Origin of the sequence: Actinomyces gaoshouyii (genome assembly GCF_002072175.1) — a bacterium.
Taxonomy (GTDB): Bacteria; Actinomycetota; Actinomycetes; order Actinomycetales; family Actinomycetaceae; genus Actinomyces; species Actinomyces gaoshouyii.
In genome coordinates this window covers 1-24,902 of record NZ_MVIV01000006.1, presented here as the reverse complement: position 1 = coordinate 24,902, position 24,902 = coordinate 1, and the positions used below count along the sequence as shown (strand labels likewise).

21 protein-coding genes are annotated in these 24,902 nt (G+C 72.0%); 9 read left to right on the top strand and 12 right to left on the bottom strand.

Annotated elements, in window-relative coordinates:
• Positions 1 to 45: 45 nt before the first annotated feature.
• On the bottom strand, positions 46 to 2,613 hold the full coding sequence (ligA, locus tag B1H50_RS06395; protein ID WP_080462951.1) for an NAD-dependent DNA ligase LigA: 2,568 nt from the start codon (positions 2,611 to 2,613) through the stop codon (positions 46 to 48).
• Between the two features lie 171 nt (positions 2,614 to 2,784).
• Between ligA and B1H50_RS06390 the strand changes: the two genes are divergently transcribed.
• Both B1H50_RS06390 and B1H50_RS06385 read left to right on the top strand, forming a co-directional pair.
• Positions 2,785 to 6,429 (top strand): FtsK/SpoIIIE domain-containing protein, encoded by a 3,645-nt coding sequence (locus B1H50_RS06390; RefSeq protein ID WP_080462950.1) that lies wholly within the window; start codon positions 2,785 to 2,787, stop codon positions 6,427 to 6,429.
• A gap of 192 nt (positions 6,430 to 6,621) precedes the next feature.
• A complete protein-coding gene (locus B1H50_RS06385) occupies positions 6,622 to 6,870 on the top strand; it encodes a WhiB family transcriptional regulator (RefSeq protein WP_017177051.1) in 249 nt (82 codons plus the stop codon).
• 159 nt (positions 6,871 to 7,029) lie between these two features.
• Here B1H50_RS06385 and B1H50_RS06380 read toward each other — a convergent pair whose 3' ends face one another.
• A complete protein-coding gene (locus B1H50_RS06380) occupies positions 7,030 to 8,520 on the bottom strand; it encodes a sensor histidine kinase (RefSeq protein WP_080462949.1) in 1,491 nt (496 codons plus the stop codon).
• A 65-nt stretch (positions 8,521 to 8,585) separates the two neighbouring features.
• Here B1H50_RS06380 and B1H50_RS06375 point away from each other — a divergent pair, with 65 nt between their 5' ends.
• From B1H50_RS06375 to B1H50_RS06360, 4 genes are all read left to right on the top strand, one after another.
• On the top strand, positions 8,586 to 9,080 hold the full coding sequence (locus B1H50_RS06375) for a DUF2505 domain-containing protein (protein WP_080462948.1): 495 nt from the start codon (positions 8,586 to 8,588) through the stop codon (positions 9,078 to 9,080).
• A 126-nt stretch (positions 9,081 to 9,206) separates the two neighbouring features.
• Positions 9,207 to 9,662, top strand: coding sequence for an OsmC family protein (locus B1H50_RS06370; protein ID WP_080462947.1), 456 nt, complete (start codon positions 9,207 to 9,209; stop codon positions 9,660 to 9,662).
• Positions 9,663 to 9,782: 120 nt separating this feature from the next.
• Complete coding sequence (locus B1H50_RS06365; protein ID WP_080463044.1) at positions 9,783 to 10,436, top strand: hypothetical protein; 654 nt, start codon at positions 9,783 to 9,785, stop codon at positions 10,434 to 10,436.
• On the top strand, positions 10,433 to 11,293 hold the full coding sequence (locus tag B1H50_RS06360) for a thymidylate synthase (protein WP_080462946.1): 861 nt from the start codon (positions 10,433 to 10,435) through the stop codon (positions 11,291 to 11,293). The genes B1H50_RS06365 and B1H50_RS06360 overlap by 4 nt, the downstream gene beginning before the upstream one ends.
• Positions 11,294 to 11,311: 18 nt before the next feature.
• Here the strand turns inward: B1H50_RS06360 and B1H50_RS06355 are convergent, their stop codons facing one another.
• Positions 11,312 to 11,890, bottom strand: a complete 579-nt coding sequence (locus B1H50_RS06355) for a dihydrofolate reductase (RefSeq protein WP_229657890.1) — start codon at positions 11,888 to 11,890, stop codon at positions 11,312 to 11,314.
• A 93-nt stretch (positions 11,891 to 11,983) separates the two neighbouring features.
• On the opposite strand from B1H50_RS06355, the gene B1H50_RS06350 reads away from it, so the two are divergent.
• The gene (locus B1H50_RS06350; protein ID WP_080462944.1) at positions 11,984 to 13,306 is read left to right on the top strand and encodes an MFS transporter; all 1,323 of its coding nucleotides are present in this window, start codon (positions 11,984 to 11,986) and stop codon (positions 13,304 to 13,306) included.
• A gap of 148 nt (positions 13,307 to 13,454) precedes the next feature.
• Here B1H50_RS06350 and B1H50_RS06345 read toward each other — a convergent pair whose 3' ends face one another.
• The 3 genes from B1H50_RS06345 to B1H50_RS06335 are packed head-to-tail and all read right to left on the bottom strand — an operon-like array spanning position 13,455 to position 16,767.
• Positions 13,455 to 14,891 carry a sugar porter family MFS transporter gene (locus B1H50_RS06345; protein WP_080462943.1) on the bottom strand — a complete coding sequence of 479 codons (1,437 nt, stop codon included), beginning with the start codon at positions 14,889 to 14,891 and terminating at the stop codon, positions 13,455 to 13,457.
• Complete coding sequence (locus B1H50_RS06340) at positions 14,888 to 15,745, bottom strand: TIM barrel protein (protein WP_080462942.1); 858 nt, start codon at positions 15,743 to 15,745, stop codon at positions 14,888 to 14,890. The genes B1H50_RS06345 and B1H50_RS06340 overlap by 4 nt, the downstream gene beginning before the upstream one ends.
• A complete protein-coding gene (locus B1H50_RS06335; RefSeq protein ID WP_080463043.1) occupies positions 15,742 to 16,767 on the bottom strand; it encodes a Gfo/Idh/MocA family oxidoreductase in 1,026 nt (341 codons plus the stop codon). The genes B1H50_RS06340 and B1H50_RS06335 overlap by 4 nt, the downstream gene beginning before the upstream one ends.
• Before the next feature lie 321 nt (positions 16,768 to 17,088).
• On the opposite strand from B1H50_RS06335, the gene B1H50_RS06330 reads away from it, so the two are divergent.
• Entirely contained in the window at positions 17,089 to 18,102 is a 1,014-nt protein-coding gene (locus B1H50_RS06330) for a LacI family DNA-binding transcriptional regulator (protein WP_080462941.1), read from the top strand.
• Between the two features lie 53 nt (positions 18,103 to 18,155).
• Here B1H50_RS06330 and B1H50_RS06325 read toward each other — a convergent pair whose 3' ends face one another.
• The 4 genes from B1H50_RS06325 to B1H50_RS06310 are packed head-to-tail and all read right to left on the bottom strand — an operon-like array spanning position 18,156 to position 21,341.
• On the bottom strand, positions 18,156 to 19,133 hold the full coding sequence (locus B1H50_RS06325) for an ABC transporter substrate-binding protein (protein WP_080462940.1): 978 nt from the start codon (positions 19,131 to 19,133) through the stop codon (positions 18,156 to 18,158).
• Complete coding sequence (locus B1H50_RS06320) at positions 19,133 to 19,810, bottom strand: ABC transporter permease (RefSeq protein ID WP_080462939.1); 678 nt, start codon at positions 19,808 to 19,810, stop codon at positions 19,133 to 19,135. Before B1H50_RS06320 ends, B1H50_RS06325 begins: the two co-directional genes overlap by 1 nt.
• Complete coding sequence (locus B1H50_RS06315; RefSeq protein ID WP_080462938.1) at positions 19,807 to 20,469, bottom strand: ABC transporter permease; 663 nt, start codon at positions 20,467 to 20,469, stop codon at positions 19,807 to 19,809. The genes B1H50_RS06320 and B1H50_RS06315 overlap by 4 nt, the downstream gene beginning before the upstream one ends.
• On the bottom strand, positions 20,466 to 21,341 hold the full coding sequence (locus tag B1H50_RS06310; protein WP_080462937.1) for an ABC transporter ATP-binding protein: 876 nt from the start codon (positions 21,339 to 21,341) through the stop codon (positions 20,466 to 20,468). The genes B1H50_RS06315 and B1H50_RS06310 overlap by 4 nt, the downstream gene beginning before the upstream one ends.
• Before the next feature lie 336 nt (positions 21,342 to 21,677).
• On the opposite strand from B1H50_RS06310, the gene B1H50_RS06305 reads away from it, so the two are divergent.
• Entirely contained in the window at positions 21,678 to 22,685 is a 1,008-nt protein-coding gene (locus tag B1H50_RS06305) for a zinc-binding dehydrogenase (protein ID WP_198939981.1), read from the top strand.
• A 51-nt stretch (positions 22,686 to 22,736) separates the two neighbouring features.
• Here the strand turns inward: B1H50_RS06305 and B1H50_RS06300 are convergent, their stop codons facing one another.
• Together B1H50_RS06300 and B1H50_RS06295 are read right to left on the bottom strand one after the other, a co-directional pair.
• Entirely contained in the window at positions 22,737 to 23,123 is a 387-nt protein-coding gene (locus B1H50_RS06300) for a DUF1304 domain-containing protein (protein WP_080462936.1), read from the bottom strand.
• A gap of 276 nt (positions 23,124 to 23,399) precedes the next feature.
• Positions 23,400 to 24,710, bottom strand: a complete 1,311-nt coding sequence (locus B1H50_RS06295) for an anaerobic C4-dicarboxylate transporter family protein (RefSeq protein WP_080462935.1) — start codon at positions 24,708 to 24,710, stop codon at positions 23,400 to 23,402.
• Positions 24,711 to 24,902: the final 192 nt, after the last annotated feature.

The window sequence follows — 24,902 nt, the reverse complement described above, 5'->3', positions numbered from 1 at the left end:
CGGCACGCGGGTCGGCCGCGCGTGCCGATCCCCCGCCCCGGCCCGTCATGCCCCCATGGCGCCGAGGGCAGTCGGCCCGCCGGCGAGGAGGGTCTCGAATCCCAGCTCGTCGAGGATGGGCAGGCCGAGATCGCGGGCCTTGGCCTCCTTCGAACCGGCATTGGCGCCGACGACGACGTAGCTCGTCTTCCTCGACACGCTCCCGGCGGCCTTGCCGCCGCGCGCCACGATGGCCTCCTTGGCGCTGTCGCGGGTGAAGCCCTCCAGGGCGCCGGTGACGACGACGGTCAGTCCCTCCAGGGTGCGAGCGGGGGCCCCGCTGTCAGGGGCCTCGTCGGCGGTGCGCACGCCGGCGGCTGCCCAGCGCTGAAGGATCTCGGCGTGCCAGTCCACGCCGATCCACTCGATCCAGGAGGCGGCGATGGCGGGGCCCACGCCTTCGACCTCTCCCAGCTCCTCCGGGCTCGCGACGCGAAGGGCGTCCAGGGAGCCGAAGCGGGCCGCGAGCGCGCGGGCGGCGGTGGGACCGACGTGGCGGATGGACAGGGCCACGAGCACTCGCCACAGGGGCTGGTCCTTGGCGGCGGCGAGCTGGGAGAGCATGGCGGTGGCGTTCTTGGCTGGCGCTGCCGGCTTCTTGACCTCGCCGTCCTTGGTGAGGATCGCCTTGGTCCAGAAGTAACGGACGAGGCGCCAGTCACCGGTGGGGCGCCCGTGCGCGGCGACCGGGCGCCAGACCATGACGTCGCGCAGGTCCTCGGCGGTGAGGTCGAAGAGCTCCCCCTCCCCCGCGATGGCGGGGTCCTGCTCGATGATGCCGTGCTCGGCGAGAAGGGCCTCGACGGCGTCAACGCGCTGGGAGGGGCGGAGGGCCCCCAACTCGGCGGCCTCGAGGCGAAGGCTCCCCCGCTCGGTCTCCAGGCGCGCCCCGGCGGCGAGCGCCGCGATGGCCTCGGGGCGCCCGGCGTCGGGCTGGGTGAGGGCAACGGCGGCCTCGTCCCCCAGGCCCTCGACGTCGAGCGCGCCGCGTGAGCCGATATGAGCGATGCGCTCGGTGACCTGAGCGGGGCAGGAGCGCGTGTTGGGGCAGCGCAGGTCCACGTCCCCCTCCTTGGCGGGCGCCAGGGGGGTGCCGCAGGACGGGCAGTCGGAGGGCATGACGAAGGGCTGCTCGGTGCCGTCGCGCTGGGCGACCACGGGCCCCAGGATCTCGGGGATGACATCGCCGGCCTTGCGCAGCACCACCATGTCGCCGATGAGGATGCCCTTGCGGGCCACCTCGGCGGCGTTGTGGAGGGTGGCCCGGGCGACGGTGGAGCCGGCGACGCGCGTGGGCTCCATGATCCCGAAGGGCGTGACGCGCCCGGTGCGGCCGACCTGCACACCGATGTCGAGCAGGCGCGTGTGGACCTCCTCGGGCGGGTACTTGTAGGCGGTTGCCCAGCGGGGCACGCGGGAGGTGTGCCCGAGCTCGTCCTGGAGGGAGCGGTCATCGATCTTGAAGACGATGCCGTCGATCTCATGGAGGAGGTCGTGTCGGTGCTCGGCGTAGCGGTCGATGTAGGCCTGCCGCTCGGCGGCGCCGCGCACGATGGCGTTGTAGGGGGAGGTGGGCAGCCCCCAGCGCTCCAGGAGCTCGTACCACTCGTGCTGGCTGGCGGGAAGATCGGCTCCGGGGCCGGGGATGATGGCGCCGATGCCGTGGGCGATGAAGGCCAGAGGCCGGGTCGCGGTGATCCGGGGGTCCTTCTGCCGCAGGGATCCGGCGGCGGCGTTGCGGGGATTGGCGAAGACCGGCAGGGCGGCGCCCCGGCGGGCGGCGCGCCCGGCGGCGTCATCGGCCTCGGCCTTCTCATTGGCGGCGCGGCTGGCGGCGTTGAAGGCCTCGAACTCCTCGACGGGGAAGTAGACCTCGCCTCGGATCTCCACGAGGGAGGGCAGGCCGGGGCCGGCGGGGCCCTCGGGCTCGGCACCGGTGAGGCGCTCCGGGATGGAGTCGATAGTACGGGCGTTGGCGGTGATGTCCTCACCGGTGGTGCCGTCGCCGCGGGTGGCGGCACGGGTCAGACGTCCATCGGTGTAGGTCAGGGCGATGGCCAGGCCGTCGATCTTGACCTCGGCGGTCATGGCGAGGTCGGCGTCGGCCCGCCCGGTGGCGGCGCTCATGCGCGCAGCCCATTCCCCGACCTCCTCGAGGCTGAAGACGTCCTGCAGGGAGTACATGCGCTCGTGGTGAGTGGCGGGGGGAAAGCCCCGGGTGGCACTGCCGCCGACGGTGCGCGTGGGGGACAGCGCGTTGTCGAGGGCCGGGTGGGCCCCCTGGAGGGATTCGAGCTGTCGGTAGAGCTCGTCGTAATCGGCGTCGGAGATGGCGGAGGCGACGATCCCCTTGCCGGTGCCCGCGCTGTCGGCGACATTCTCGACGGCGTCGTAGTAGTCGGCGCGGGCGGCCTCGATGGCGCGCACGAGCTCGGCCCAGCGCAGGCGGTCGGCCTCGGGGACGCCGGCGAGCTCCGGGGAGGCCAGGAGGGCGTCGAGCTGCTCGTCGGGGGTCGACGGCACTGATGGCACTGACGGCGCAGCGGGCACAGCGGGCGCGGTTCGCTCAGTCATGCCCCCATCCTCCCCCATGTCCGCCACTTCCCGGGGACAGCGGTGCCCCGGGAGCAGTGGCGCCGTCGTCTCGCCATCCGCCATGAACCACCGGGGACATCACGCAGCCCCAGCGGAGGTCCATCCACACTGGCCGAGCGCGGGCCCGGCCCCGGGGCGCACTCTCATGCCATGCCCTCGCGCTCCCCCTCCCCGGCCTTCGACTCCCCCGTCTCCGCGGCCCGCCATGCCCTGGGCCGCGCCTGGCACATGGCGGTGCTCTCGGGCCCCGACGCAGGCCTGGTCCTCCCACTGCCCGCTTCGGGGACGATCGGGCGCTGCGGGGCGCTGAGCGATCCGGAGGTCTCCCGTGAGCACCTGCGGGTGCGCTGCAGGGCCGACCGCGTGATGATCGGGGACGCGGGCTCGGCCAACGGCACCCGGGCGCGACGACGCCTGCGAGGCTGGCGCCGGCTCCGCCGCCCGCGCGCCTTCCACGAGGGCCAGCGCCTGAGGGTGGGAGGCAGTGTGCTGGAACTGCGGCGCCGGCCCGCCTCGCTCCTCGTCCCGGCTCCCGACAGCGGTCGGCCCTCCGGGAGGAGGCGGATCGGCTCCATTATCGCCGGCCTGCTCTGCCTGCTCGTCATAGGGGCGATCGTGGTCGGTGCGCTGCGCATGGGCGGGCGCGGTGGCATGGGGATGCTCATGCTGGCGCCGATGCTCCTCATGGGCATCATGAGGATCGGCTCATTGCTCTCCGGTGGGGGCGCCCGGGAACGCGGGGCCGAGAGCGCCCGCGCGGGATGGCGGGGGCGGTCGCATCGGCGGCCCGACCCCTCCGAGGCGCTCCTCGCCGTGGCGGCGCGGGCGCTGTCCGGAACTGCGGGGGCCTCGCCCCTCAGCGCCCCGGGAGCGGGCTCGGGCGCCTCGGGCGAGGAGCCGGCGGCCTGGCTCGGGCACCGTCGGCGCGGGACCGCCCTGACGCTCCGGGCAGGGGATCGCCTGGCCCTCACCGGTGCGGGCGCCCTGCGGGCACAGCGATGGTGGGCGGCTCAGGTGCTGGCCCGGATCGGAGCACCAGCCGACTTCGCCTCCGCGCCGCTGGCCGGCGGGCGGGCCGAGGAGGCGCCGGGCATGTCTGCGCCCGATGCGCCTGCTGCGCCCGGCGAGCCCGATGATTCCCGGGCTCCGGGGGCCGCGCGCGCCCTGGTCCCCCACTCCCCGGCGAGCTGGAGAGCCCCGGGCGGGGTCCCCTCGGCGGCGCTCGGCGCGAGCCGCGGCGCCCTGGACCTCCAGATGGTCGGGGAGGCCGAGTCCACCGGGATCGTGGCGACCTGGCGCGGTGATCGCGCCGAACTGCTCATCGCGCCCCAGGGCAAGGACCTCCCTGCGAGAGCCCTGAGCGCACGACGCGCTCCCAGAGGAGCTCCGGCCGTCACCGATCGCTGGTGGGAAACGGTCCTCCTCGCCTCAGGCCGGCGGCTTCCCCGGCGCTCCGGTCCCGCCGGGCCCCGCGGGCGAGGCGTTCCCACCGGGGTGGATGATCCCCTGGCTCCCCCCGAGGGGATCATCCTCCCCGAGCTCACCGGCCCTCTCAGCGCGCGGGCCATCCGCGAGCGCTGGCGGACGACAAGCCCTGGCGGGATGCGGCTGCCCGCGATCCTCGGCGTCGGGCCGCGCGGCGCCATCGACGTGGACCTCGTGGCCGACGGGCCCCACGCCCTTCTGGCCGGGACGACGGGCTCAGGGAAGTCCGAGCTGCTCACGGCATGGCTCCTGCAACTGGTCCTGGGGGTGCCGCCGGAGCGGCTGTGCCTGGTGCTCGTCGACTACAAGGGCGGGGCGACCTTCGGCCCCCTGGAGGACCTGCCGCACACGGCGGGCGTGCTCACGGATCTCGACCCCGCTGCCACAGCACGGGCGCTGTCCTCGCTGGAGGCCGAGCTCCGGCGCCGAGAGCGCCTCCTGGCCGCGCACGGGGTCCGGGATCTGGGCGAGCTCGAGCGCCGATGCGTCTCGGCTCCCGCAGTCGGCGCGCTCGCCCGCGGGGAGGCTCCTCCCCGCCTGCTCATCGCCGTCGATGAGTTCGCGACCCTCGCGGGCCAGCACTCCGAGGTCCTCGACGCCCTCGTGCGGGTGGCGGCGCAGGGCCGCAGCCTCGGCGTCCACCTCATCCTGGCCACGCAGCGCCCCGCCGGCGCGGTCTCTCCGGCGATGCGCGCCAACACGACGATCCGCGCCTGCCTGCGAGTCCTGGACCCGGCGGACTCGCGGGACGTCCTCGGGCACGACGGCGCCGCTCTGCTCCCCCGCCATCCGGGCAGGGTCATCGTCGAGGGCTGCGCCGCTTCCAGGAGCCAGGAGGTCCTCCAGTCCCCCTGGTGCGGCCCTCGCGGGGAACTCGAAGCGCTTGTGGAGCAGGTGCGCCAGGCCCATCAGGGCCCGCGCTCGCCCGATAGCGGGACGGGGACGGGCAGTGGTGCGATCTCCAATGGCCTGTGGCGGCCCTGGGCCCCGCCACTGCCCGAGCGGGCCCACAGGGGGCAGGCGGGCGAGCTGGTCTCGACCGCCTGCCACCCCGGGGGATCGCGGACGGAGAGGGGCGAGGGAGTAGCCCTGGCGATGACGGATCTGCCGGAGGAGCAATCGCTGGGACTGTGGCGCTGGGACACCGGGGAGTCGCTGCTCGTGCTCGGTCAGGCGGGGTCGGGCAGGACCACGGCGCTGGACTCGGCGGCGCTCGGGGCGCTGGCGGCGGGCCGCGTCGTCCACCGCTGCGGCGCGCCGAGCCCCCTGTCGTCCCTGGCCGAGGGCGCCGTGGGCATGGGCACGGTGGTGGGCCCGGATGATCCCCGGCGACTGGCGCGCCTGTGGCGCCTGGCGGCGGAGGGCCGGCTGACGGGAGAGATCCTCGTCCTGGATGATGTCGACTCCCTCATCCCCGCCGTCGATGAGGCGCTGGGGCCGGGCGAGGGCCAGCAGCTCGTGGAGGCGCTGACGAGGATCGCGCCGGCCACGGGGACGGCGCTGATCATCGGCGCGCCCTTCGGCCTGGCCGGCACCCGGTGGGCGGGATCCCTGCGGCACCGTATCGTCCTGGGGGCCTCGACGCCGACCCTCGCCTCGCTGGCCGGGCTGCCCCGGGGCACGGTCACCGGCGCGGCGCCCGGCCGAGGGGCGCTGGTGGACGGCGCGGAGTCGACGCCCATCCAGATCCTCCTGCCCGCGCCCGGCGAGCGGGCCGCTCGCGGCCTCGCCGCCGCCCGTCCGCTGCGCCTGGCTCCGATCCCCCGCGAGGCGCGCCCCTCGCTGCTGCCCGTCGGGACCTGGGCGGTCGGGGGCGACGACGCCGCTCCTCTTCCGGTCCCCAGCGGCGCCGTCCTCGTGACCGGGCCCCCTGGATCGGGGCGCACCACGGCACTGCGGGCGCTGGAGGGCGCGCTCGCCGCCCAGGCGCCGGAGAGGACCGCCCCGCTGGTCATCGACGATGCCGATCTCCTTCCCCAGGCCTCTCACGCCCAGGCGGAGGCGGAGATCGCCGCCGCACTGGGCGAGGGGCGGGGCGTGCTCGTCTCGGCGACCACCGAGCGCGTGGCGGGATCCTTCCGGGGCCCGCTGATGACGCTCAAGGAGAGGGGCTCGCTGGTCATCCTGTGCCCGGGCACGGGCCCGGCGGCACAGGTGGCCGGGGCGCCACTGCGAGGGGTGATCGATCCCCGCGCCCCTCTGGCCCCGGGGCGGGGCGTGCTCGTGGATCACGGGCGTTTCACGCCCTTGCAGGTGGTTCACGGCGAGGCCGCTCAGGGGCGTCCGGCCATGCGTGAGAGAACGAGCTGACGGGGAATCGCGACTGTGAGAATTGCAACATCTTTTCATCGACGGTCTCACACGCGTCAGGTCTTGCCGTTGGGAGAACGGCGTGTGAAAGTTTCCCCAGGACGCGCGACGGCCACTCTGGCCCCCTACCGGGTGGGCACGACGCGCTCGGCCCTCCCCTCTTCTTGACTCACCTGCCCGAAGGAAGCACTCATGGACTGGCGTAACCAGGCTGCTTGTCTCACTGTCGACCCCGAGCTCTTCTTCCCGGTCGGCAACACCGGTCCGGCCATCGCCCAGATCGCCCGGGCCAAGGAGGTGTGCGCCCGCTGCGAGGTGGTCGAGACCTGCCTCAAGTGGGCCCTGGAGAACGGCCAGGACGCCGGCGTCTGGGGAGGCATGAGCGAGGATGAGCGCCGCTCCCTCAAGCGCCGCGCCGCCCGCGCCCGCCGCTCCTCCTGATCGAGACCGGTCGAAAACAACGCCGAGACCGGTTCACCCGGCGCTCATGAGCATCAACGGCGGCCCCTGACCTCGGAGGAGGCGGGGCCGCCGTTCTCACCCCCGCCGGATGCGCGCGGGACCCGGCTGCGCCGCGCGGCGCCCCAGTGGCGCGGTGGCTCAGCCGAGCACGGGCTCGCCGCGGCTCGCGAGCCTGGCGATGATGGCGACATCGGTCCCGCAGGGGCGCCCCTCCTCATCGACGACGGGCTCCCAGTCGATGCTGCCGCGCAGTTCGCCTCGGACGAGCGTCTTGACGATCCTCGTGCCCAGCCCGGTCATGACTGTTCCGGGCTCGATGCCCGCGCCGTCGTCGATGACATGGACCTCGATCCGCTCGCCGTCCCGCAGGGCGCGCACGGTGACGGTGCCGTCGCGCTCCTCGAGCCCGTGCTCGACGGCATTGGTCACCAGCTCGGCCAGCACCGTGGCTAGGGCCTGGGCTCCTTCGGCGTCCACGATACCGAAGGAGCCCTCCAGCACAGTCTTGACCTGCCCCGTTGGCGTGGCAACGACCGCGGCGGTGCGCAGGATCGACTCGAAGACCTCGTCGAAGTCGACAGTCTCGTCGACGTTGTGGCTCAGCGCCTCGTGGACGGTAGCGATCGCGGCGACCCTCCGCTCCGCCTCGGCCAGCGCCTGGCGGGTCTCATCGTTGGTGGCGCGGCGGGCCTGCATCCGCAGCAGGGCGGAGACGGTCTGCAGGTTGTTCTTGACCCGGTGGTGGATCTCCCGGATCGTGGCGTCCTTGTTCATGAGGACCTGCTCGCGGCGCCGCAGCTCGGAGACGTCGCGGACCAGGAGGATCGCGCCGGCCCTCTCCCCGTGCACAACGAGGGGGATCGCCCGCAGGACGAGGAAGACACCGGAGATCTCGATCTCCGTGATCCAGGACTGCCTGCCCATGAGAACAACGGCCATGGTCTCGTCCACCGGCGTGCGCTCGGGGATGATGTCCGTGATCGCCGATGCCAGATGCGCGCCGACGATCTCCCCGGCGATGCCCAGCCGGTGCAGGCAGGAGCGGGAGTTGGGGCTGGCGTAGACGATGGTGCCCTCGGCGTCGAGCTGGACGACGCCGTCGGCCACTCGCGGGGTGCCGTGGCGCAGTGCGGTCACTCCTCCGAGGATCGGGAAGGCTCCCTCGGAGATCATCTGGCACAGGGAGTCGGCGAGGGCCTTGAGGGGCTGGTCGCCGAAGCGCTCCCCCCGCATAACCCCCACGCGCGTCTCCCGCGTGACGACGGCGACCGCCCGGCCCTCGTGGAGCACGGGCACGTACTCCTCGCGCACCGCGGTGGTCCCGGTCCACTGGGGATCGGACATGACCAGGATGGTGCCGGTGGTCAGGGTCTCCAGGGCGGCGATCTCGCGCGAGGAGGGCATGCGGCGCCCCACGACCTCCTCCAGGTGGACCGTCTGCCCCGTGGAGGGGCGGCAGTGGGCGATCGCCACGAAGCGACCGCTCAGACCGCGGACCCACAGGACGAGGTCGGAGACGGACAGATCGGCGATGACCTGCCAGTCCGCGATGAGGTGGCGGATCCAGTCGAGGTCGCGCGGCGGCAGGTCGATGGAGGCGCGCGACTGGGGCGGGAGGATCGGCGGCACGGTGGAAGCCTAATCGAGGGGACCGCCCGTGGCGCGATGGCCCCCTCCATGGCAGGCTCTACGGCATGAGGAAGACATTGACCATCACCTACCCCGCCGATCCCCCCAAGGTCGCCACCATGCTGGCGGACCCGGAGTACCAGCGCGGACGGGTCGCCCGACTCGGCTCCGAGACCGTGACCAGCAAGGTAACCACCCAGGGCGACGGCTTCTCGGCCACCGCCAGCGGCACCGTCCCCGCCGATTCCCTGCCCTCGGCCGCCCGCCGCCTGGTGCGCTCGGGCGTGTCCTTCACCGTCACCGAGGCCTGGGGCGGCCCCGCCGAGGACGGCTCGCGCACCGGCACGCTGAGCATCGACGCCGGCGGCGCGCCCGTGCGCTCCTCGGGCGCCCTGGCCATGCGCCCCAGTGGCGAGCAGACCGTCGTCGAGGTGGACCTGGAGCTGAAGGTCACCGTGCCGCTGGTGGGCCGCGCCGTCGAGGACAAGGCCCTGTCAATGGCCGGGCGCGTCATCGCCGATGAGGAGTCCCGGGCCGCCGCCTGGCTGGGCTCGCACTGACCGCCCGCCTCCCCGCTCCTCCCCGGAGTATTCCCACCGGCCCGCCGTGTCCGCCCTGCGCGCACGGCGGGCCCTTCGCGCGCGCCCCAGTGGTCCCGGGCCCACTGGGCGTGCCACGATCACCCCATGAGCGATACCCCGACCATCATCCCTACCGCGAAGAACTCCGTATGGGCCGAGCGGACCGGCACGCGCCAGTACGTGGGCCGTAATCACTCCGGCGCCGAGGTGCGCATCGGCACGGGCCCCGGGGAGTTCTCCCCCGGAGAGCTGCTCAAGCTCGCCCTGGCCACCTGCAACTCCCTGTCCGCTGACCACCGCCTGGCCAAGGCCCTCGGCGAGGGCTTCGACGCCAACGTCGTATGCGCGACCACCAAGAACGAGGATGAGGAGCGCTACGACTCCTTCGAGGTGCAGCTCGTCGCCGACTACTCCTCCCTGAGCGACGAGCAGCTCGCCGTCCTGCGCCAGCGCGTCGACGGCGCGATCGACCGCGCCTGCACCGTGGGCCACACCTTGGAGAAGAGCCCCGAGGTCCGCCTGCTCATCGTCCAGGATCCCGACGCCGAGCCCGCGGCCTGACGCGGGTGCCTTCCCCGGCCCGGGGCGTCGGCGCCCGCTGGCGCCCCGGGAAGCACCCCATAGACCACCCTTGACACCTCCCTACGCACCTCAGGAGCATCCGTGAGCCGATCCACCGCCATGATCGAGGCGGCCGTCGACAAGGCGATCGCGATCCCCGCCTCGCGCATCACCGAGCGCGTGGCCCGCATGCGCCGTGACCGCCCCGGCGCCGACACGGCCGAGCTCGTGGCACTCGCCGCGGATCGCTTCCGCAACGAGGCGGGCCTGTCATCCGGGGCCGTCGGCGCCTCGGCGGCACTGCCGTCAATCGGCACCGCCAGCGCGGCGGCGCTCACCGTGGGGCAGGCGGCCGTCTTCATCGGCTCGGCCGTCACCTACGTGCTCACCGTCGCAGAGCTCCAGGGGCTGCGCGTCGTCGAGCCGGAGAAGCGGCGCGCCCTCGTGCTCTCGGCGCTCCTGGGCCGCGAGGGCTCCGAGGCCGTCCAAGGCCAGCTCGGACTGGCCAGCCTCTTCTGGGCGGCCCAGTCCCTGGCCCAGATGCCGATCCCCACCGCCAAGAGCATCAACGGCCAGCTCGCCAAGCGCCTGGCCAAGCGCGCCGTGGCCAAGGGAGGCGCCGTCGCACTCGGTCGGCTCCTGCCCCTGGGCATCGGCGCGGCCATCGGCTACTCGGGCGGGCGGGCCCTGGCCAACCAGGTCATCGAGGGCGCCCAGGCAGCACTGGGACCGGTCTCGCCCTTCACCCCCGCCATGGAGGTCATCGAGGCATGAACGGCACACCAGCACCGGTGCTTCAGGCCATGGGCCTGAGCGCGCCCGACGGCGTCAACGTCGCCTATGAGGAGCTCCTCGCGGACGTCCTCCTGAACGGCACTCTCAAGGACGACCGCACCGGCACGGGCACCCGTTCCCTGTTCGCCCGCCAGCTCCGCTACGACCTGGCCGCCGGATTCCCCCGCATCACCACGAAGTTCGTGGCGATGAAAGCGGTCAAGGGCGAGCTCCTGTGGTTCCTCAAGGGCGCCACGAACATCGGATGGCTCACGGAGCAGGGCATCACCATCTGGGATGAGTGGGCCGATGCCGACGGCGAGCTCGGCCCGGTCTACGGCGCCCAGTGGCGCTCCTGGCCCTCGCACGACGGCGGGGCCATCGACCAGATCACCGCCCTCGTCCACACGCTGCACACGGATCCGGATTCCCGGCGGATGCTCGTGTCGGCCTGGAACGTCAGCGAGTTGGACCGCATGGCCCTGGCCCCCTGCCACGCCTTCTTCCAGTGCTACGTGGCCGATGGCCGCCTGAGCCTGCAGGTCTACCAGCGCAGCGCGGACATGTTCCTCGGCGTTCCCTTCAACATCGCCTCCTACGCCCTGCTCACCCACATGCTCGCCCAGCAGGCCGGGCTCGAGCCCGGCGAGCTCGTGTGGACCGGCGGGGACTGCCACATCTACTCCAACCACGTCGAGCAGGTGCGCGAGCAACTATCCCGCGTCCCCCGGGCCTACCCGTTCCCGACGCTGCGCCTGGAGCGGGCCGAGTCGATCGACGCCTACACGATGGATGGTATCGACGCCTCGCAGGGCTACCAGCACCACCCCTCGATCAAGGCTCCCGTCGCCGTCTGAGCCCCGGCGCCCGGCGGCTCACCGACGGCGCCAGGCGTCGACCCGCCAGGCGGCGTCCCCCGACACGGCCCGCCATGCGCCCTCGGGGTCGGATAAGGCGGTATCGCGGGCCCAGGCGGAGGTATCGATGCGGGGCGCCCGCACGGCGCCATCGGGGGCGTCGACGGCGAGGTCGAGAGTGCTCACGAGCAGCAGTTCAGCGGCATCGGCATCCATCGCCTGGGCGTAGACGCTGCCGCCGCCGATGATCCACACCCGGGGCAATGCCCCCGCCCGCACGCGCTGATCGGGGCCGAGCTCGGCGTCGAGGTCCCCTCCCGCCAGGGCGATGGCGGAGGCGAGGTCGGGAGCGGCCAGGGCGCCCTCCGCGGACCAGCCGCGCTGGCGGGTGAGGACCACGTTGCGGCGCTTGGCCAGCGCCCCGCCCAGGGAGTCCCAGGTAGCGCGGCCCATGACGAGGCCGCAGCCGAGGGTGGAGGCGCGGAAGTGCCTGAAGTCGTCGGGCACGCGCCACAGCATTCCCCCATCGGCGCCGATGACGCCGGCAGCGTCCTGGGCCCAGATCATTCCCACATGCTTCGCGCTCACGACCGCCATCCTGCCAGGTCCAGGGGGCGCTCGCGAGCGCGGGGGCCCGGGAGACGCGGCCTGCCGGGCATCGCCGCCCCTGCCATGCCCTAAAGTGCGCCTGTGCCCCTGCCCTCCCCCTCGACTCCTGCCTCCCAGGTCTCAGGCACGGCCTGCGCCACGCTGCGCGCGCTGCTTGCCATCGTCCTGTTCACCTACGTGGCGCAGAACATGCTCAACGCGTCGATCGCTCCCCTGGCCCGGGCACTCGGCCTGCGCGAGTGGATCGTCGGCCTGGCCATCTCCCTGGCCGCGCTCACAGTGGCCTCCCTCTCGCAGTTCTGGGGGCGCCGGTCGATCGCCTGGGGGCGCCGCCGCGTGCTGCTGAGCGCTCTCGCCCTGGCCATGATCGCGGGCTGCCTCTTCGCCGTCGCGGTGGGACTGCGGAGCGCCGGCCTGCTGGGGGCGGGCGCCGCCGCGGTGGCCGTGGTGACAGCCCGCGGCCCGTTCTTCGGCGGCGCGGTCGCGGCGATCCCACCCACCGGTCAGGCGCTCATCGCGGAGATGACGCCGGACGAGCACGCCCGGGTGAGGGGGTTGTCCGCCTTCGCCGGCGCCGTGCAGATGTCGATCCTCATCGGCTCGGTGCTCTCCTCGGCGCTGGGGGCGTGGTCGATTCTGGCCCCGGTGTACGCCACGCCCGCCTTCGTGGCGATCGCTCTGCTCATCGGCCTGCTCCAAATCCCTCACGACGGCGCCCGGTCGCCCGCCAACGGAGCGGCGATGCCGTCCTCCCCCGCGGGAGCGGACCCGGGGGAAATGCCAGCGCCGCGCGCGACCGCCCTCCCACCGCGCGTGTCCTGGAGGGATCCGCGCCTGCTGCCCTGGATCGGCTCGGGTCTGGGCATGTTCTTCAGCGCGGGAGTGGTCCAGATCATCGTCGGCTTCATCGTCCAGGACCGCCTCGGCCTGCCCCCGGAGCGCGCGGTGAGCCTGACGGCGCTCATGCTGCTGGCCAACGCGGCGGGCGCCATGCTCATGCAACTCGTCGCGGTGCCGCACCTGGGATGGCCGCCCCAGCGGCTCATCCGCATCGGCCTGACCATCGCCGTGGTCGCGCTGGTGGCGCTGGCGATGGCGCCCGCCCTTCCCATCATGATCATCTCGACGCTCTTCCTGGGCGCGGCCATGGGCCTGGTGGGACCCGGCTTCACGGCGGGCGGCTCACTCGCCGTGCCCGCCGCCGAGCAGGGAGGGGCGGCGGGCATCCTCAACGCCACGGGCGCGGTGACATGGGTTTTCGCCCCCGTCACGGCGACGGCGCTCTACGGCTGGCAGCCCCTGGCGCCCTTCGGCCTCGCGCTGGCCGTGCTCACGGCGTCCTTCACCGTCGCCTGGACGCATCCGGGACTGCGGGGACGATCACGGAGGGCGCCGGAGGCATGACTCCCCCTCGGGTGGAGCGCCGCGCGGGGCCGATCGCAGCACTGGCTGCACCCCTGACGACGTGGACGGATCCGCACGCCGAAGGCGGTTCGGCGCCACGCCCCCTCGCGGTGGTCGTGGCGCCGGACCGTGTTCCATCAGGCTCCGGTCAGGAGTACTTCTCCTCGAAGTGCCGCTCGAGGGACTCCAGGGAGCGGCCGAAGGTCTCCGGCAGGTACTTCGCGTAGAACACCAGCGTGCACGCGTTGATCACCGCGAAGACGAAGAACGTGTTGCCCTGCACCGCCGCGATGAGATTCGGGAAGGCGAAGGCCACGATGACATTGCCCATCCAGTTGCAGAACACCGCCACGCCGTTGGCCAGCCCCCGTACGCGCATCGGGAAGATCTCCGAGAGCATGAGCCAGAAGGTCGGGCCGATGAAGCACTGCATGGAGAACAGGAAGGTGAGCATGAACAGCAGCACCAGGTAGGAGCGCGCCGTCGACTCCGGCAGGAGGAACATCGAGCCCAGCAGGATCAGCGAGATGACCACGCCGGTCTGGCCGATGAGCATCATACGCCGGCGGGGCAGCTTCTTCAGGAAGCCGATGCCGATGGATACCGCCGCCACCGAGACCACGCCGTTGGCGATTGTCGCGACGAGGGCCGCCTGGGTCCCCAGGCCGGTGGTCTGGAGGATCGTCGGGGCGTAGTACATGATGCCGTTGACGCCGGTGAGCTGCGACAGGGCCGCCAGGCCGATGCCGATCGCGGTGATCTTGCCGATCCACGGGGTCTTGAGGTCCACCCAGGAGCCCTTGCCGAGCGCAGCCTCCTCCTCGACGCGGCGGATGATGTCGCTCCCCTCGTCTTCAACGCCGTCGGCCATGCGGACCTCGTTGAGAACCTGCCACATGTCGGCCGTGCGCCCCTGGCTCGCGAGCCAGCGCGGGGACTCCGGAAGCAGGTGCATGCCGATCCACAGGCCGATGGCGGGGACCGAGGCGATGACGAGCATCCAGCGCCAGACGTGGGCCTGCGGCCACATGACGGCGATGAAGGCGTTGAAGGAGTAGGCCAGCAGCTGGCCGGTGACGATCATGAGCTCATTGCGCGCCACCATCGTGCTGCGGATCGTCACCGGCGCCATCTCGGAGAGGTAGACGGGCACGGTGGCGGAGGCGCCGCCCACGGCCAGTCCGAGGAAGAAGCGGAAGGCCACGAGGGCGGGGTAGTTCGGGGCCAGGGCGCAGCCGAGCGCCCCGATGAGGAAGATGACGGCGACGGTGTAGATGTTCCTCTTGCGCCCGTAGCGGTCGGACAGGCGCCCGCCGACGATGGCCCCGATGGCCGCCCCCATCGTGAGGGAGGAGGTGACGATCGACTCCTGGAAGGCCGTCAGCCCCAGGCCGCCCTCCTCGGCGCCGCGCGCGAGGAAGGGCAGGGCGCCGGAGATGACGCCGGTGTCGTAGCCGAACAGGAGGCCGCCGAGGGTGGCGATCGTGCGGATGGTGAACAGGCGCTTGTCGACGCGGGTCTTTTCCGCGGGAGTCCCCGCGTCAGCATGGCGGGCCTGGACGGCCGCACCGGCGTTGTCGCTCATGCGGGGCCTCCTACGGTGAAGGTGGTAATGAACTGGTCCAGGGCCCCCTCGGAGGCGGCGGTGGAGCCGGGCTCGTCCGCGTCGGTGGCACCCCAGGCGAAGGCCTCCATGCCGATGTTGCCGTGGTAGCCCATGTCGGCCAGGGCGGTGACGATGGCACGGTAGTTGATCTCGCCGGTGCCGGGCTGGGCCCGGCCGGGGACGTCGGCGACCTGGAGCTCCCCGATCCAGGGCAGGGCCTGGCGGCACAGCTCGATGAGGTTGCCCTCCCCGATCTGGGCGTGGTACAGGTCGAGATTCAGCCTCAGGTGAGGCGAGTCGACGGCGCGCACGAGGGCCAGGGCGTCGGCCGCGGTGGCGAAGGGGCAGCCGGGGTGGTCCAGCGCGGTGTTGAGGTTCTCCAGGGTGAACACGCGCCCCTCCCTGGCTCCGAGCCGGGCCAGGCGGGCACAGGTCTCGGCGGCGCGCAGCCAGTCGCCCGGGGTGGGGTGGGCGTTGGCCACGACGGGGATGCCGCCCTCGCCCAGGCCGGTGCCGTGGAAGTTGAGCACCGGGCATTCCAGTGTCTCGGCCGCGGCCAGTGACTGCTCGGCGGTCTCGAGCAGGCGGGCGATGCCCTCGGAGGTGGTCAGATCGCCCTCGATGTATCCGGTCATGGACATGATGCGCGCCCCGTCGGCGCGCCGGGCGGCCAGGGCCTGGAGGTCCTTGGCGGTCCAGCCCCAGATCTCCACGCCCAGGCCGCGCGCGGCGATGGCCTCGACGCGCTCCATGAACGGCTTATCGAGATAGATCATCTCAGCGCAGGCCGCCAGGGTGAAGGCGTTGCCCGCAGGCACGGTCACAGATCTCATCGAGCCACCTCCTCAAGGCGCACGGTGCGCGACTGCTGGACCGAGAGGATGGCCGCTCGGGCGATCTCCAGGGCCTTGACGCCGTCCTCACCGGTGGGGATGGCGGGGGCCGCGCCGCTCACGGCCTCGACGAAGGCGGCGAACTCGGCCACGTAGGCGCCGTGGAGGAGATCGGTGTCCGCCCGGGACGTGTCGTAGGAGACGCCGGCCGGCCCGTAGTACTCCATGTCGCTGGTACGGCTGGAGCCGGCGACGGCCATCCCGCCGTTGCCGAAGACCTCTCCGCGCACGTCATAGCCGTAGGTGGCGCTGAAGGAGGCCTCGGCGGTGGCGAAGGCGCCGTTGTCGAAGCGCAGGTGGACGACCGAGGTGTCGAGGAAGCCGGCCTCGCGGGCGTCGGGCCGGATGAGGGCGTCGGCATGGGCGGTGACCTCGGTGACCTCGGAGCCGGGGTTGAGGAAGCGCAGGGTGTCGAAGTCGTGGATGAGGGTCTCCAGGAAGATCGTCCACAGCGGGGTGCGCTCGGGCTCTCCGCCGTAGGGTCCGGGGTCGCGGGTGAGCGAGCGCAGCAGCTGCGGGGTGCCGACGCGGCCGTCGTCCACCGCTCTCCTCGCAGCGACGAACCCGGGGGCGAAGCGGCGGTTGAAACCGACCTGCAGGACGACACCGGCCCGGGCCGTGGCGGCCACGCACCCGTCGGCCTCGGCCAGCTCGGTCGTGATGGGCTTCTCGGCGAAGACGTGCTTGCCGGCCTCGGCGGCGGCGATGATGAGGTCGTGATGGAGAGCGGCCGGGGTCGTGACGACGATGGCGTCGACCCCGGGGTCCTCGAGGACTGACTCGGCGTCGGCCTCGGCACGGGCGCCGAGATCATCGGCCAGGGCGGTGGCGGCGTCGATACGGGGGTCGACGACGGCCACGAGCTCCGCCGTGTGGAGGTCGTGGGCGATCGCGGTGGCGTGGTGCGCGCTGATACGGCCGGCACCGACCAGCGCGATCCTGACGGGCTTGCGAGATGCCATGCTTCCTGACTCCTTCGTCATGGTCTGGGTGGTGAGGCCGGGACTCCGCAGCGTCATCACTGTGCTCCTGGCGACGAAATAGACCGTAGTGCATTCCAATTCCCCTGGATCGCGAGCGCATGAAGTCTGCGCCTTCGTCAGCGTCTTATCGCTGCTGGCAGGCCATTCATCCGATGACGGCTCTCGACAGAACGTTCTAAAATTATTAGATTCCAGTTTCAGGCGACCGCCCCGGGGGCGGGAGCCCCGGCCGGGCCCCATCGCGCGGGCAGCGTGCGGCGATGAGAGGACGGCACGATGGCCCGTGGCAGGAGCAGGAGGGTGACGCTGGTCGACGTCGCCCGGGAGGCCAGTTGCTCCGTGTCGATGGCCTCGATCGTCATGCGGGACGCCGCAGGCGCCTCCGAGGAGACCCGTCGTCGCGTCAAGGCCGTCGCCAAACGGCTCGGTTATCGGACGGACCAGAGGGCGCGGGCCCTGCGTTCGGCGCGCTCGGGCCTGATCGGGGTGACCTTCGCCGTCCACCAGCCCTTCCACGCCGAGCTCATCGAGAGCCTCTACCACGCTGCGGAGACCGCCACGACGCACCGCCTCGTCCTATCCGCCGTCATCGACACGATCGATGACCGCCGTGCCGCGGATACGCTGCTGCGCGACCGCGTTGACGCACTCATCATGGTGGCGCCCTCTACCGGCGCGGCGCGGCTGAGGAGCCTCGCCGACGAGGTGCCGGTGGTGACGATCGCCCGACCGGCCGCCAGCCCTGCGGTGGACGTCATCCGAATCGATGATCGGGGCGGGCTCATGCTCGCCGTCGACCATCTCGTCTCCCTCGGGCACCGGCGGATCGCGCATGTCGACGGCGGCACGGCGCCGTCCTCGGCCGAGCGCAGCGCCGGGTACCTGGAGGCGATGGACTCGCACGGCCTGGGCAACGAGATCGAGGTCCTGCCAGGGGGCATCGAGCAGGAGCACGGGCTCGCCGCCGCCGCCGCAATGGTGGAGAAGGCGCTGGCAGCCGGCGGGCTGGAGCACCTGCCGACCGGCATCGTCGCCTTCAACGACCGGGTGGCCGGCGGCATTGTCCTGGGCCTGAGGGCGGCCAGGGCGGCGGTGCCGGAGCGGGTGAGCGTCGTCGGCTTCGACAACGCCCGGCGGGCGCAGGCCGGGCCGGTGACCCTGACGACGATCGACCAGAACACGGATCTCATGGCGCGCCTGGCGCTGGAGCGCGCGATCGGCCGCGCGGCGAACAGCTACCTGCCCACCGAGCAGGTGGTCGTGCCCCGACTCGTGGTCAGGACCTCGACCGCGAAGGCTCCGGGACTGGGCTGACGGACACTCCTCAGGCCTCCTGGGTGGGCGCTGTCGCCGCGGCCGGGAACCGCTCAGCCCACGAGGCCCTGGGCGGCCAGCCAGTCGGCGGCGATGACCTCGGCGGCGAGCTGCTCGCCGGTGGAGCGGGCGTTGAGGGAGCGCAGCTCACCCGGATCCAGGCGCGCGCAGACCGCGTCGATGGCCTCCACGGCCGTGGGCGCCAGAGCCTCGGCGACCAGCGGGGTGACGCGCTGAGGGGCGATGAGACCGGCGGGATCCTCCAGGATCACCAGACCATTGGCCTCGATGGCCGGATCGGAGGAGTAGATGTCGGCGACATCGACGCTCCCGTCGGTCAGGGCCTTGACGGTCAGCGGCCCGCCGGAGTCCTCCACAGGGGTGAGCTCGATATCGACCCCGTAGACGGTTCTGACACCCGCCGGCCCGTAGGGACGGACCGTGAATTCGCTGTTGGCGGCCATGCTCACCGCGCGACCGAGGCCCGCGAGGTCGCCGATGGAGATCAGGCCATGCTCCTCGGCGCTAGCGCGGGTGACGGCGAAGGAGTCCTGGTCGCTCGCCTTCGCGGGGGCCAGGACCCGCAGTCCGCTGGGGAGGATCCGGGTGAGCTCCTCCTGGACGGCCTCGGCGGTGATGGGGCTGGCGGCGGGGATTGCGGCCCCCTGGGTGGGACCGGTGCTCGCCGTCGCCGAGACGCGCTGGTAGTACTGCAGGAGGTTGCCGCCGTACTCGGGGATGACGTCGATGGAGCCGCTGGCGATCTCGGGCAGGTAGGCCTCGCGCTGGCCGATGCGGAACTCCCGCTGGACGGTGAGCCCCTTGGCCTCGATGGCCTGGGCGAAGAGCTCGGCGATGATCTCGTTGGAGTAGTACTGCTGACTGCCGACGACGATGCTGCCCTCGCGGCGGTGGACGGCGAAGGGATTCGCGTCGGAGCAGCCGGCCAGGAGGGCCGCGGCCCCGGCGCCCAGGCCCGCAAGCATGGCGCGCCGGGTGGGCCGCGCGGCGGAGTGGTTCGGGCGGTTCATCAGGCCTCCTTGCGCCGCTGCCGCGATCCCGCGGGCACACTGGCCCTCTGGAGGAGGGCGAAGAGCCCCTCGGAGACGAGGGCCAGGGCGATCACCAGGAGCGCGGAGGCGAGCATGATCGGGTAGTCCTGGGTCTTGAGGCCGAGGAACATGAGGCGGCCCAAGCCCCCCGCGCCGGTGTAGGCGGCCAGGGTGCCCGTGGCGATGACCTGCAGGGAGGCGGCGCGCAGGCCGCCGAGCATGATCGGGGCGCCCAACGGCATCTCAACCCGCGCGAGGATCTGCAGTGGGCTCATGCCCGCCCCTCGCGCACCGTCGACGGCGGTGGGGTCCACGGATTCCACGCCCGAGTAGGCCCCGGCGAGGGCGGAGGGAAGCGCGAGGATGACCAGGGCGATCATGGGCGCCCCCGGTCCGATGCCCAGGGCCAGGCCGAACATGGTGACGAGCCCCAGAGTGGGCAGGGCGCGCACGGCGCCGGTGAGGGAGATGACGAGGGCCCGCCCGTGGCCGGTATGCCCGATCCACCACCCGATGGGCATGCCGATGAGGGCGGCGATCGCCACGGCGGCGAGGGAGTAGGCGGCGTGCTGCACCAGGAGCCGGGCGATGCCCATGGAACCGGACCAGTGGGCGGCGTCGGCCATGTAGGCGAGGGCGTCGAGGAGGAGCCTCATGCGGCGGCCCTCCCTGCCCGGGCTCCCCCGCCGCGGGACCAGGGCATGAGCAGGCGCCCGCCGGCGACGATGAGCAGATCCACCACGAGGGCCGTCAGGGCGGTCAGCAGCACGCCGGCGATGATCTCGGGCCAGATGCCCCGTTCGAAGCCATCGGTGAAGAGCCAGCCGAGGCTGCGCACGCCCAGCACCGCGCCCACCGTCGTCAGCGAGATCGTGGAGACGGTGGCCACCCGCAGGGCGGCGACGATCGCCGGGCCCGCCAGCGGCAGCTCGACGGTGGTGAATCGGCGCAGCCGCCCCATGCCCATGGCGGTGGCGGCGTCGAGGGAGCGGTGGTCGACGGCGTCGAGGGCCTCGACGGTGGCGGGGACGAGGAGGGCCAGGGCGTAGAGGGCCAGGGCGACGACGACGTTGAGCGTGGATCGGATGCCGGTGGCCAGGATGATCGGCAGGATGACGAACAGCGCGAGGGAGGGGATCGCGTAGAGGAGCGAGGCCGCGATGGTGATGAGGCCGCGCAGAGGGCGGGCCCTCTGCGCGAGGCGCGCCAGGGGGATGGTGATGAGCAGAGCGGCGCCGATCGCGGGCAGCGCCTGGGCGAGGTGGGACTCCAGGCAGCTGAGGATGAGGGCACGGCTGGCGAGGATCCACGTCATGGGCGCGCCACCTCGGCGGCCTCGGGCGCGGGGGCCGGTGAGGACGGCGATCCGGCGCCGGAGTCGCGTATGACCGTCTCGCGCAGACGGGAGGCCCGGATGTGGTCGTCGAGGCCGAGGAAGCGCTCGACGAATGCGTCGGCCGGGTGATGGAGGATCTGGGGGCCGGTGCCGCGCTGGGCGATCCGGCCGCCCTCGCGCAGGACGATGATCTCGTCGCCCAGGGCCAGGGCCTCATCGACGTCGTGGGTGACGAAGAGGATCGTCTTGCCGAGCTCGCGCTGGAGGCGGGCGGTCTCGGCCTGAAGCTCGCGGCGCACGAGGGGATCGACGGCGCCGAAGGGCTCGTCCATGAGGAGGATCGCGGGGTCGGCCGCGAGGGCCCGGGCGACGCCGACTCTCTGGGCCTGCCCGCCGGAGAGCTCATGGGGGTAGCGCTCGGCCAGGGCGAGGTCGAGGCCGAGGATGCCCATGAGCTCACGGGCGCGGTGGGCGGCATCCGCCCGACTCGTGCCATTGAGCCGGGGCACGAGGGTGATGTTGTCGATGACGCGGCGGTGAGGCAGGAGACCGCCGTTCTGCATGACGTAGCCGATGGAGCGGCGCAGGACGACGGGATCCCGACCGGCGACGTCCTCGCCGTCGATGAGGACGCGCCCGCTTGTGGGCTCGACCATCCGGTTGACCATGCGCATGAGCGTGGTCTTGCCCGAACCCGACGAGCCGAGCAGGACAGTGGTGGTGCCCTGGGCGATGGTGGCGCTGAAGGCGTTGACCGCGGGGCCCGCCGAGGCATCCGCGCCCTGGCGCCTGGCGCGCCGAGGGACGGGGTAGTGCTTGGTAACGGAGTCGAACTCGATCTCACCACTCATCGACGTGCTCTCCTCGTGGTGTGGGGCCTGGGCTGCCACTCGCTCAGTCCGGGCGCCTGGAGACGCGCTGAGGGTGGTCCCGCATGAGCCAACACCCGATGATCCCATCTCATTCCCCGCTGCTGGGAGGAATCTTCATATCCGCTCCGATTCCCCGCAATCGGCCATGAGCATGAGCACCCTCCGGCACGCCCTGCCGATCCTATTCAGTCCTGAACGGACTTGATCGGACCTGGTCGGCTCGGCAGGATAGCCGTTCGCGCCTGGCGTCCCACGCCGATTCCTGAGAGATTATCCAGGAGGCCCACCCCGCATGAGTCTTGACGAGGAGATCCCATGCCCACATCGAGCTCGACTGACCGCTCCACCGCCGCGACTATGCGCGCCGCCGTGCTCACCGGCATCGGCGTGGAGAACCTGCGCATCGTCGATCTGCCGGTTCCCGAGCCCGCGCCGGGATGGGTCCGGATCAAGGTGATGGCCTTCGGGCTCAACCGCTCGGAGTACCACTCGGTGACCGGCCAGGCCGAGGGGATGACCCTGCCGAGGGTGCTGGGCATCGAAGCGGTCGGCGTCGTCGATCTGGATCCCGACGGCACCCTGGCGCCCGGAGCTCAAGTGGCCACGCTCATGGGGGGCATGGGCCGGATTTTCGACGGCGGCTACGCCCAATACACGGTGGTACCGAGCGAGCAGGTCATCCCCTTCTCATCCGATCTGCCGTGGGAGGTCATCGGCTCGGTCCCCGAGACTCTTCAGACCGCCCACGGCTCGCTCACCACCGGCCTGGATCTTCAGCCGGGCCAGTCGCTACTCGTTCGCGGCGGGACCTCCGCGCTAGGCCTGGCCGCGGCGGCCCTCGCGGCGGAGAAGGGCTGCCGGGTCTACGCGACCTCCCGACGCCCCGAGGGCTGCGAGCTCCTGGCCTCCCGGGGTATCACCGCCCTGCTCGACGACGGCTCCGTGGCGCCGCAGGTGCGCGAGGCCGAGCCCAATGGCGTTCACGCGGCACTCGAGCTCGTGGGCGTGCCGGCTCTGCGGGACACGCTCGCCGCCACGGCGGTGCACGGCACCGTGTGCTTCTCGGGGATGCTCTCCGACGCTTGGGCGATCCCGGAGTTCTACCCCCTGGAGTGGCTGCCCTTCGGCGTCCGGCTGACCGCCTATTCCGGGGGCGCGGAATCCCTGCCGGCCGCGGAGTTGCAGCGGGTCCTGGACGCGATCGCCTCGGGAACACTCGACCTCCTGCCGATCCATGCCTACCCGCTGGAGGACATCGCCCGAGCGCAGCGCGACATGGCGGCCGGCACCCATATAGGCAAGCTCGTCGGCCTGCCCTGGTGAGAGGCCGCCTCGCCAGCGACACGCCGGGGAGCCTGATCCTGCCAGTGCCTCTCAGGCGAGCAGGCCGATGGCGAGCGCCACTACGGCCAGCAGGGGCAGCGAACCCTGCTTGAGGGCGGCGGCTCGATGCGGGCGCGAGCTGAGCAGGAGAACGAGGGCCGCGGCCAACATGGATCCGGTGCCCGCCAGCGCCAGCGCGGCGCCGATCCCCCGGTTCCCCGCGGCGGCGATGGCAATCCCGGCGATGGTCTCGATGGCGAGGAATAAGTTGTAGAAGCCCTGGTTGAAGGCATAGAAGGCGTGCGGGCGCGCCTCGGCGGCAGTGCCGCCGAAGGTCTTGCGGGCCAGCGCCCCCTCCCAGGCGATCGACTCCATGTAGAAGATAACGATGTGGAGGGCGGCCGCCAGGGCGGCGGCGATAAGGCCGAGGACGAGCACGTTGTTTCCTTCCGGGAGGCGGCGGGGCACGGTGCGGCAGCGCGGAGCGCCATCGTCAGATTCTGCACCCTCTCCCCCGCCGCCCCTCCATCGAGACCGGTCGAAAACGGCAACGAGACCGGTCCGCCGTCCATAGGCCGGGGCCCGCCGAACCAGGTGGCGTAGAACTCCTTGGCGCCCTCGAGGTCCCTTACCCGGATGGCGGCATGAGCGATCCGGGCATAGCGCCCCCTCTCCTTGCCCCTGTCATACCAACGGCGTCTTCGGGCAGTGCGCTCACACCACGATCGCCCCGATGACGAAGCCCAGGGCGACAGTGACGATGATCGCCACCGTGCCCGGCAGGACGAAGGGATGCGCGAAGACGTTGCTGCCGACCCGTGTCGATCCGGTGTCGTCCATCTCCATGGCGGCGACCGTCGTCGGGTAGTTGGGCAGGAGGTAGTAGTTCGCCACCGCCGGGTAGCTGGCCACGAGCGCGACTGCCGGCAGGCCCAGCCCCACCATGAGGGGCATGAAGGCCGAGGTCGTGGCGGCGTGGGAGAACATGAGCGGGGCGGCGAAGTAGAAGAAGACGGCGGCGAGCCACGGCGCCGCCTGCAGCGGCCCGGACAGAGCATCGGAGATCGTGGCCGTGTAGTGGTTGACGAAGGTGTTCCCCAGCCAGGCCAGCCCCAGGATGCACACCGCCGCGGTCATGCCGGCGCGGAAGGTGTCCTGGGAGGTGATCGACGTCGTCGGCTTCTTGGCGAGCACGCAGATGAGCGCTGCCGTGGTGAGCATGATGAGCATGATGGCGGCAGTGGAGTCCATCGGGGCCTCGTCCACGAGGCCGAGCTCCTTCGAGGTGATGGTCGCGTAGGCGACGGCGGCGACGAGCCCGCCGATGAACAGCCAGAGGCCGGTGACGGCTGCGGGAGCGGCGACGTAGGAGTCGTCCCCCGCCGTGGAGGGCTTGATGAGGCCGGCGGCCTTGCGCTCCTTATACACCGGGTCGTCGACGAGTTCGCAGCCCTGGTGGGCCGAGACGATCGCGCCGACGGCGCATCCGATGAAGGTCGTGGGGACGACCACGGCGAGGCACTCGAGGTAGCCCACGCCGATGGGCTCGAGTGCGACGACGAGGGCCACCATGGCCGCGGAGATCGGGGAGGCGGCCACCCCGACCTGGGATGACACGACGGCGATGGACAGCGGCCGCGAGGGGCGGATCCCATGCTCCTTGCACACGTCGACGATGACGGGGATAACGGAATAGGCGGTGTGCCCGGTCCCGCACAGGAAGGACATGAAGAAGGTGACGAAGGGCGCGAGGTAGACAATATGGGTGGGATGGCGGCGCAGAAGCACCTCGGTGAGGTGGACGAGATGATCCATGGCGCCGACGACTTGCAGCGCGGCCACCGTGCAGATGACGGACATGATGATCCCAATGACGGACCACGGGATGTCTTCAGTGGCCGCGTCAACGCCGGTGACGACGAGCACGAGGACGCCGGCCGCGCCCATGAGGCCGATGCCGACGCCCCCGAGTCGGGCACCGAGGATGATGAACAGGAGAACGACGAGGATATGGAACCAGATCATAAGTGTCTCCATCAGCATGAGTTCCGAGCATTGTGTTCCGAATGCTCTGATCCAAGAATAGTGACACCTCGCCAGGACCGCCAGGGTTGTCCCAGATGGAAGACACTTTCACCGCCGTTTTTCCACTATTCGGATAACTGAGCCGGGCCCTGGTACCGACGACGGCGCCCGCCCTCCTATGTCGGAGGGCGG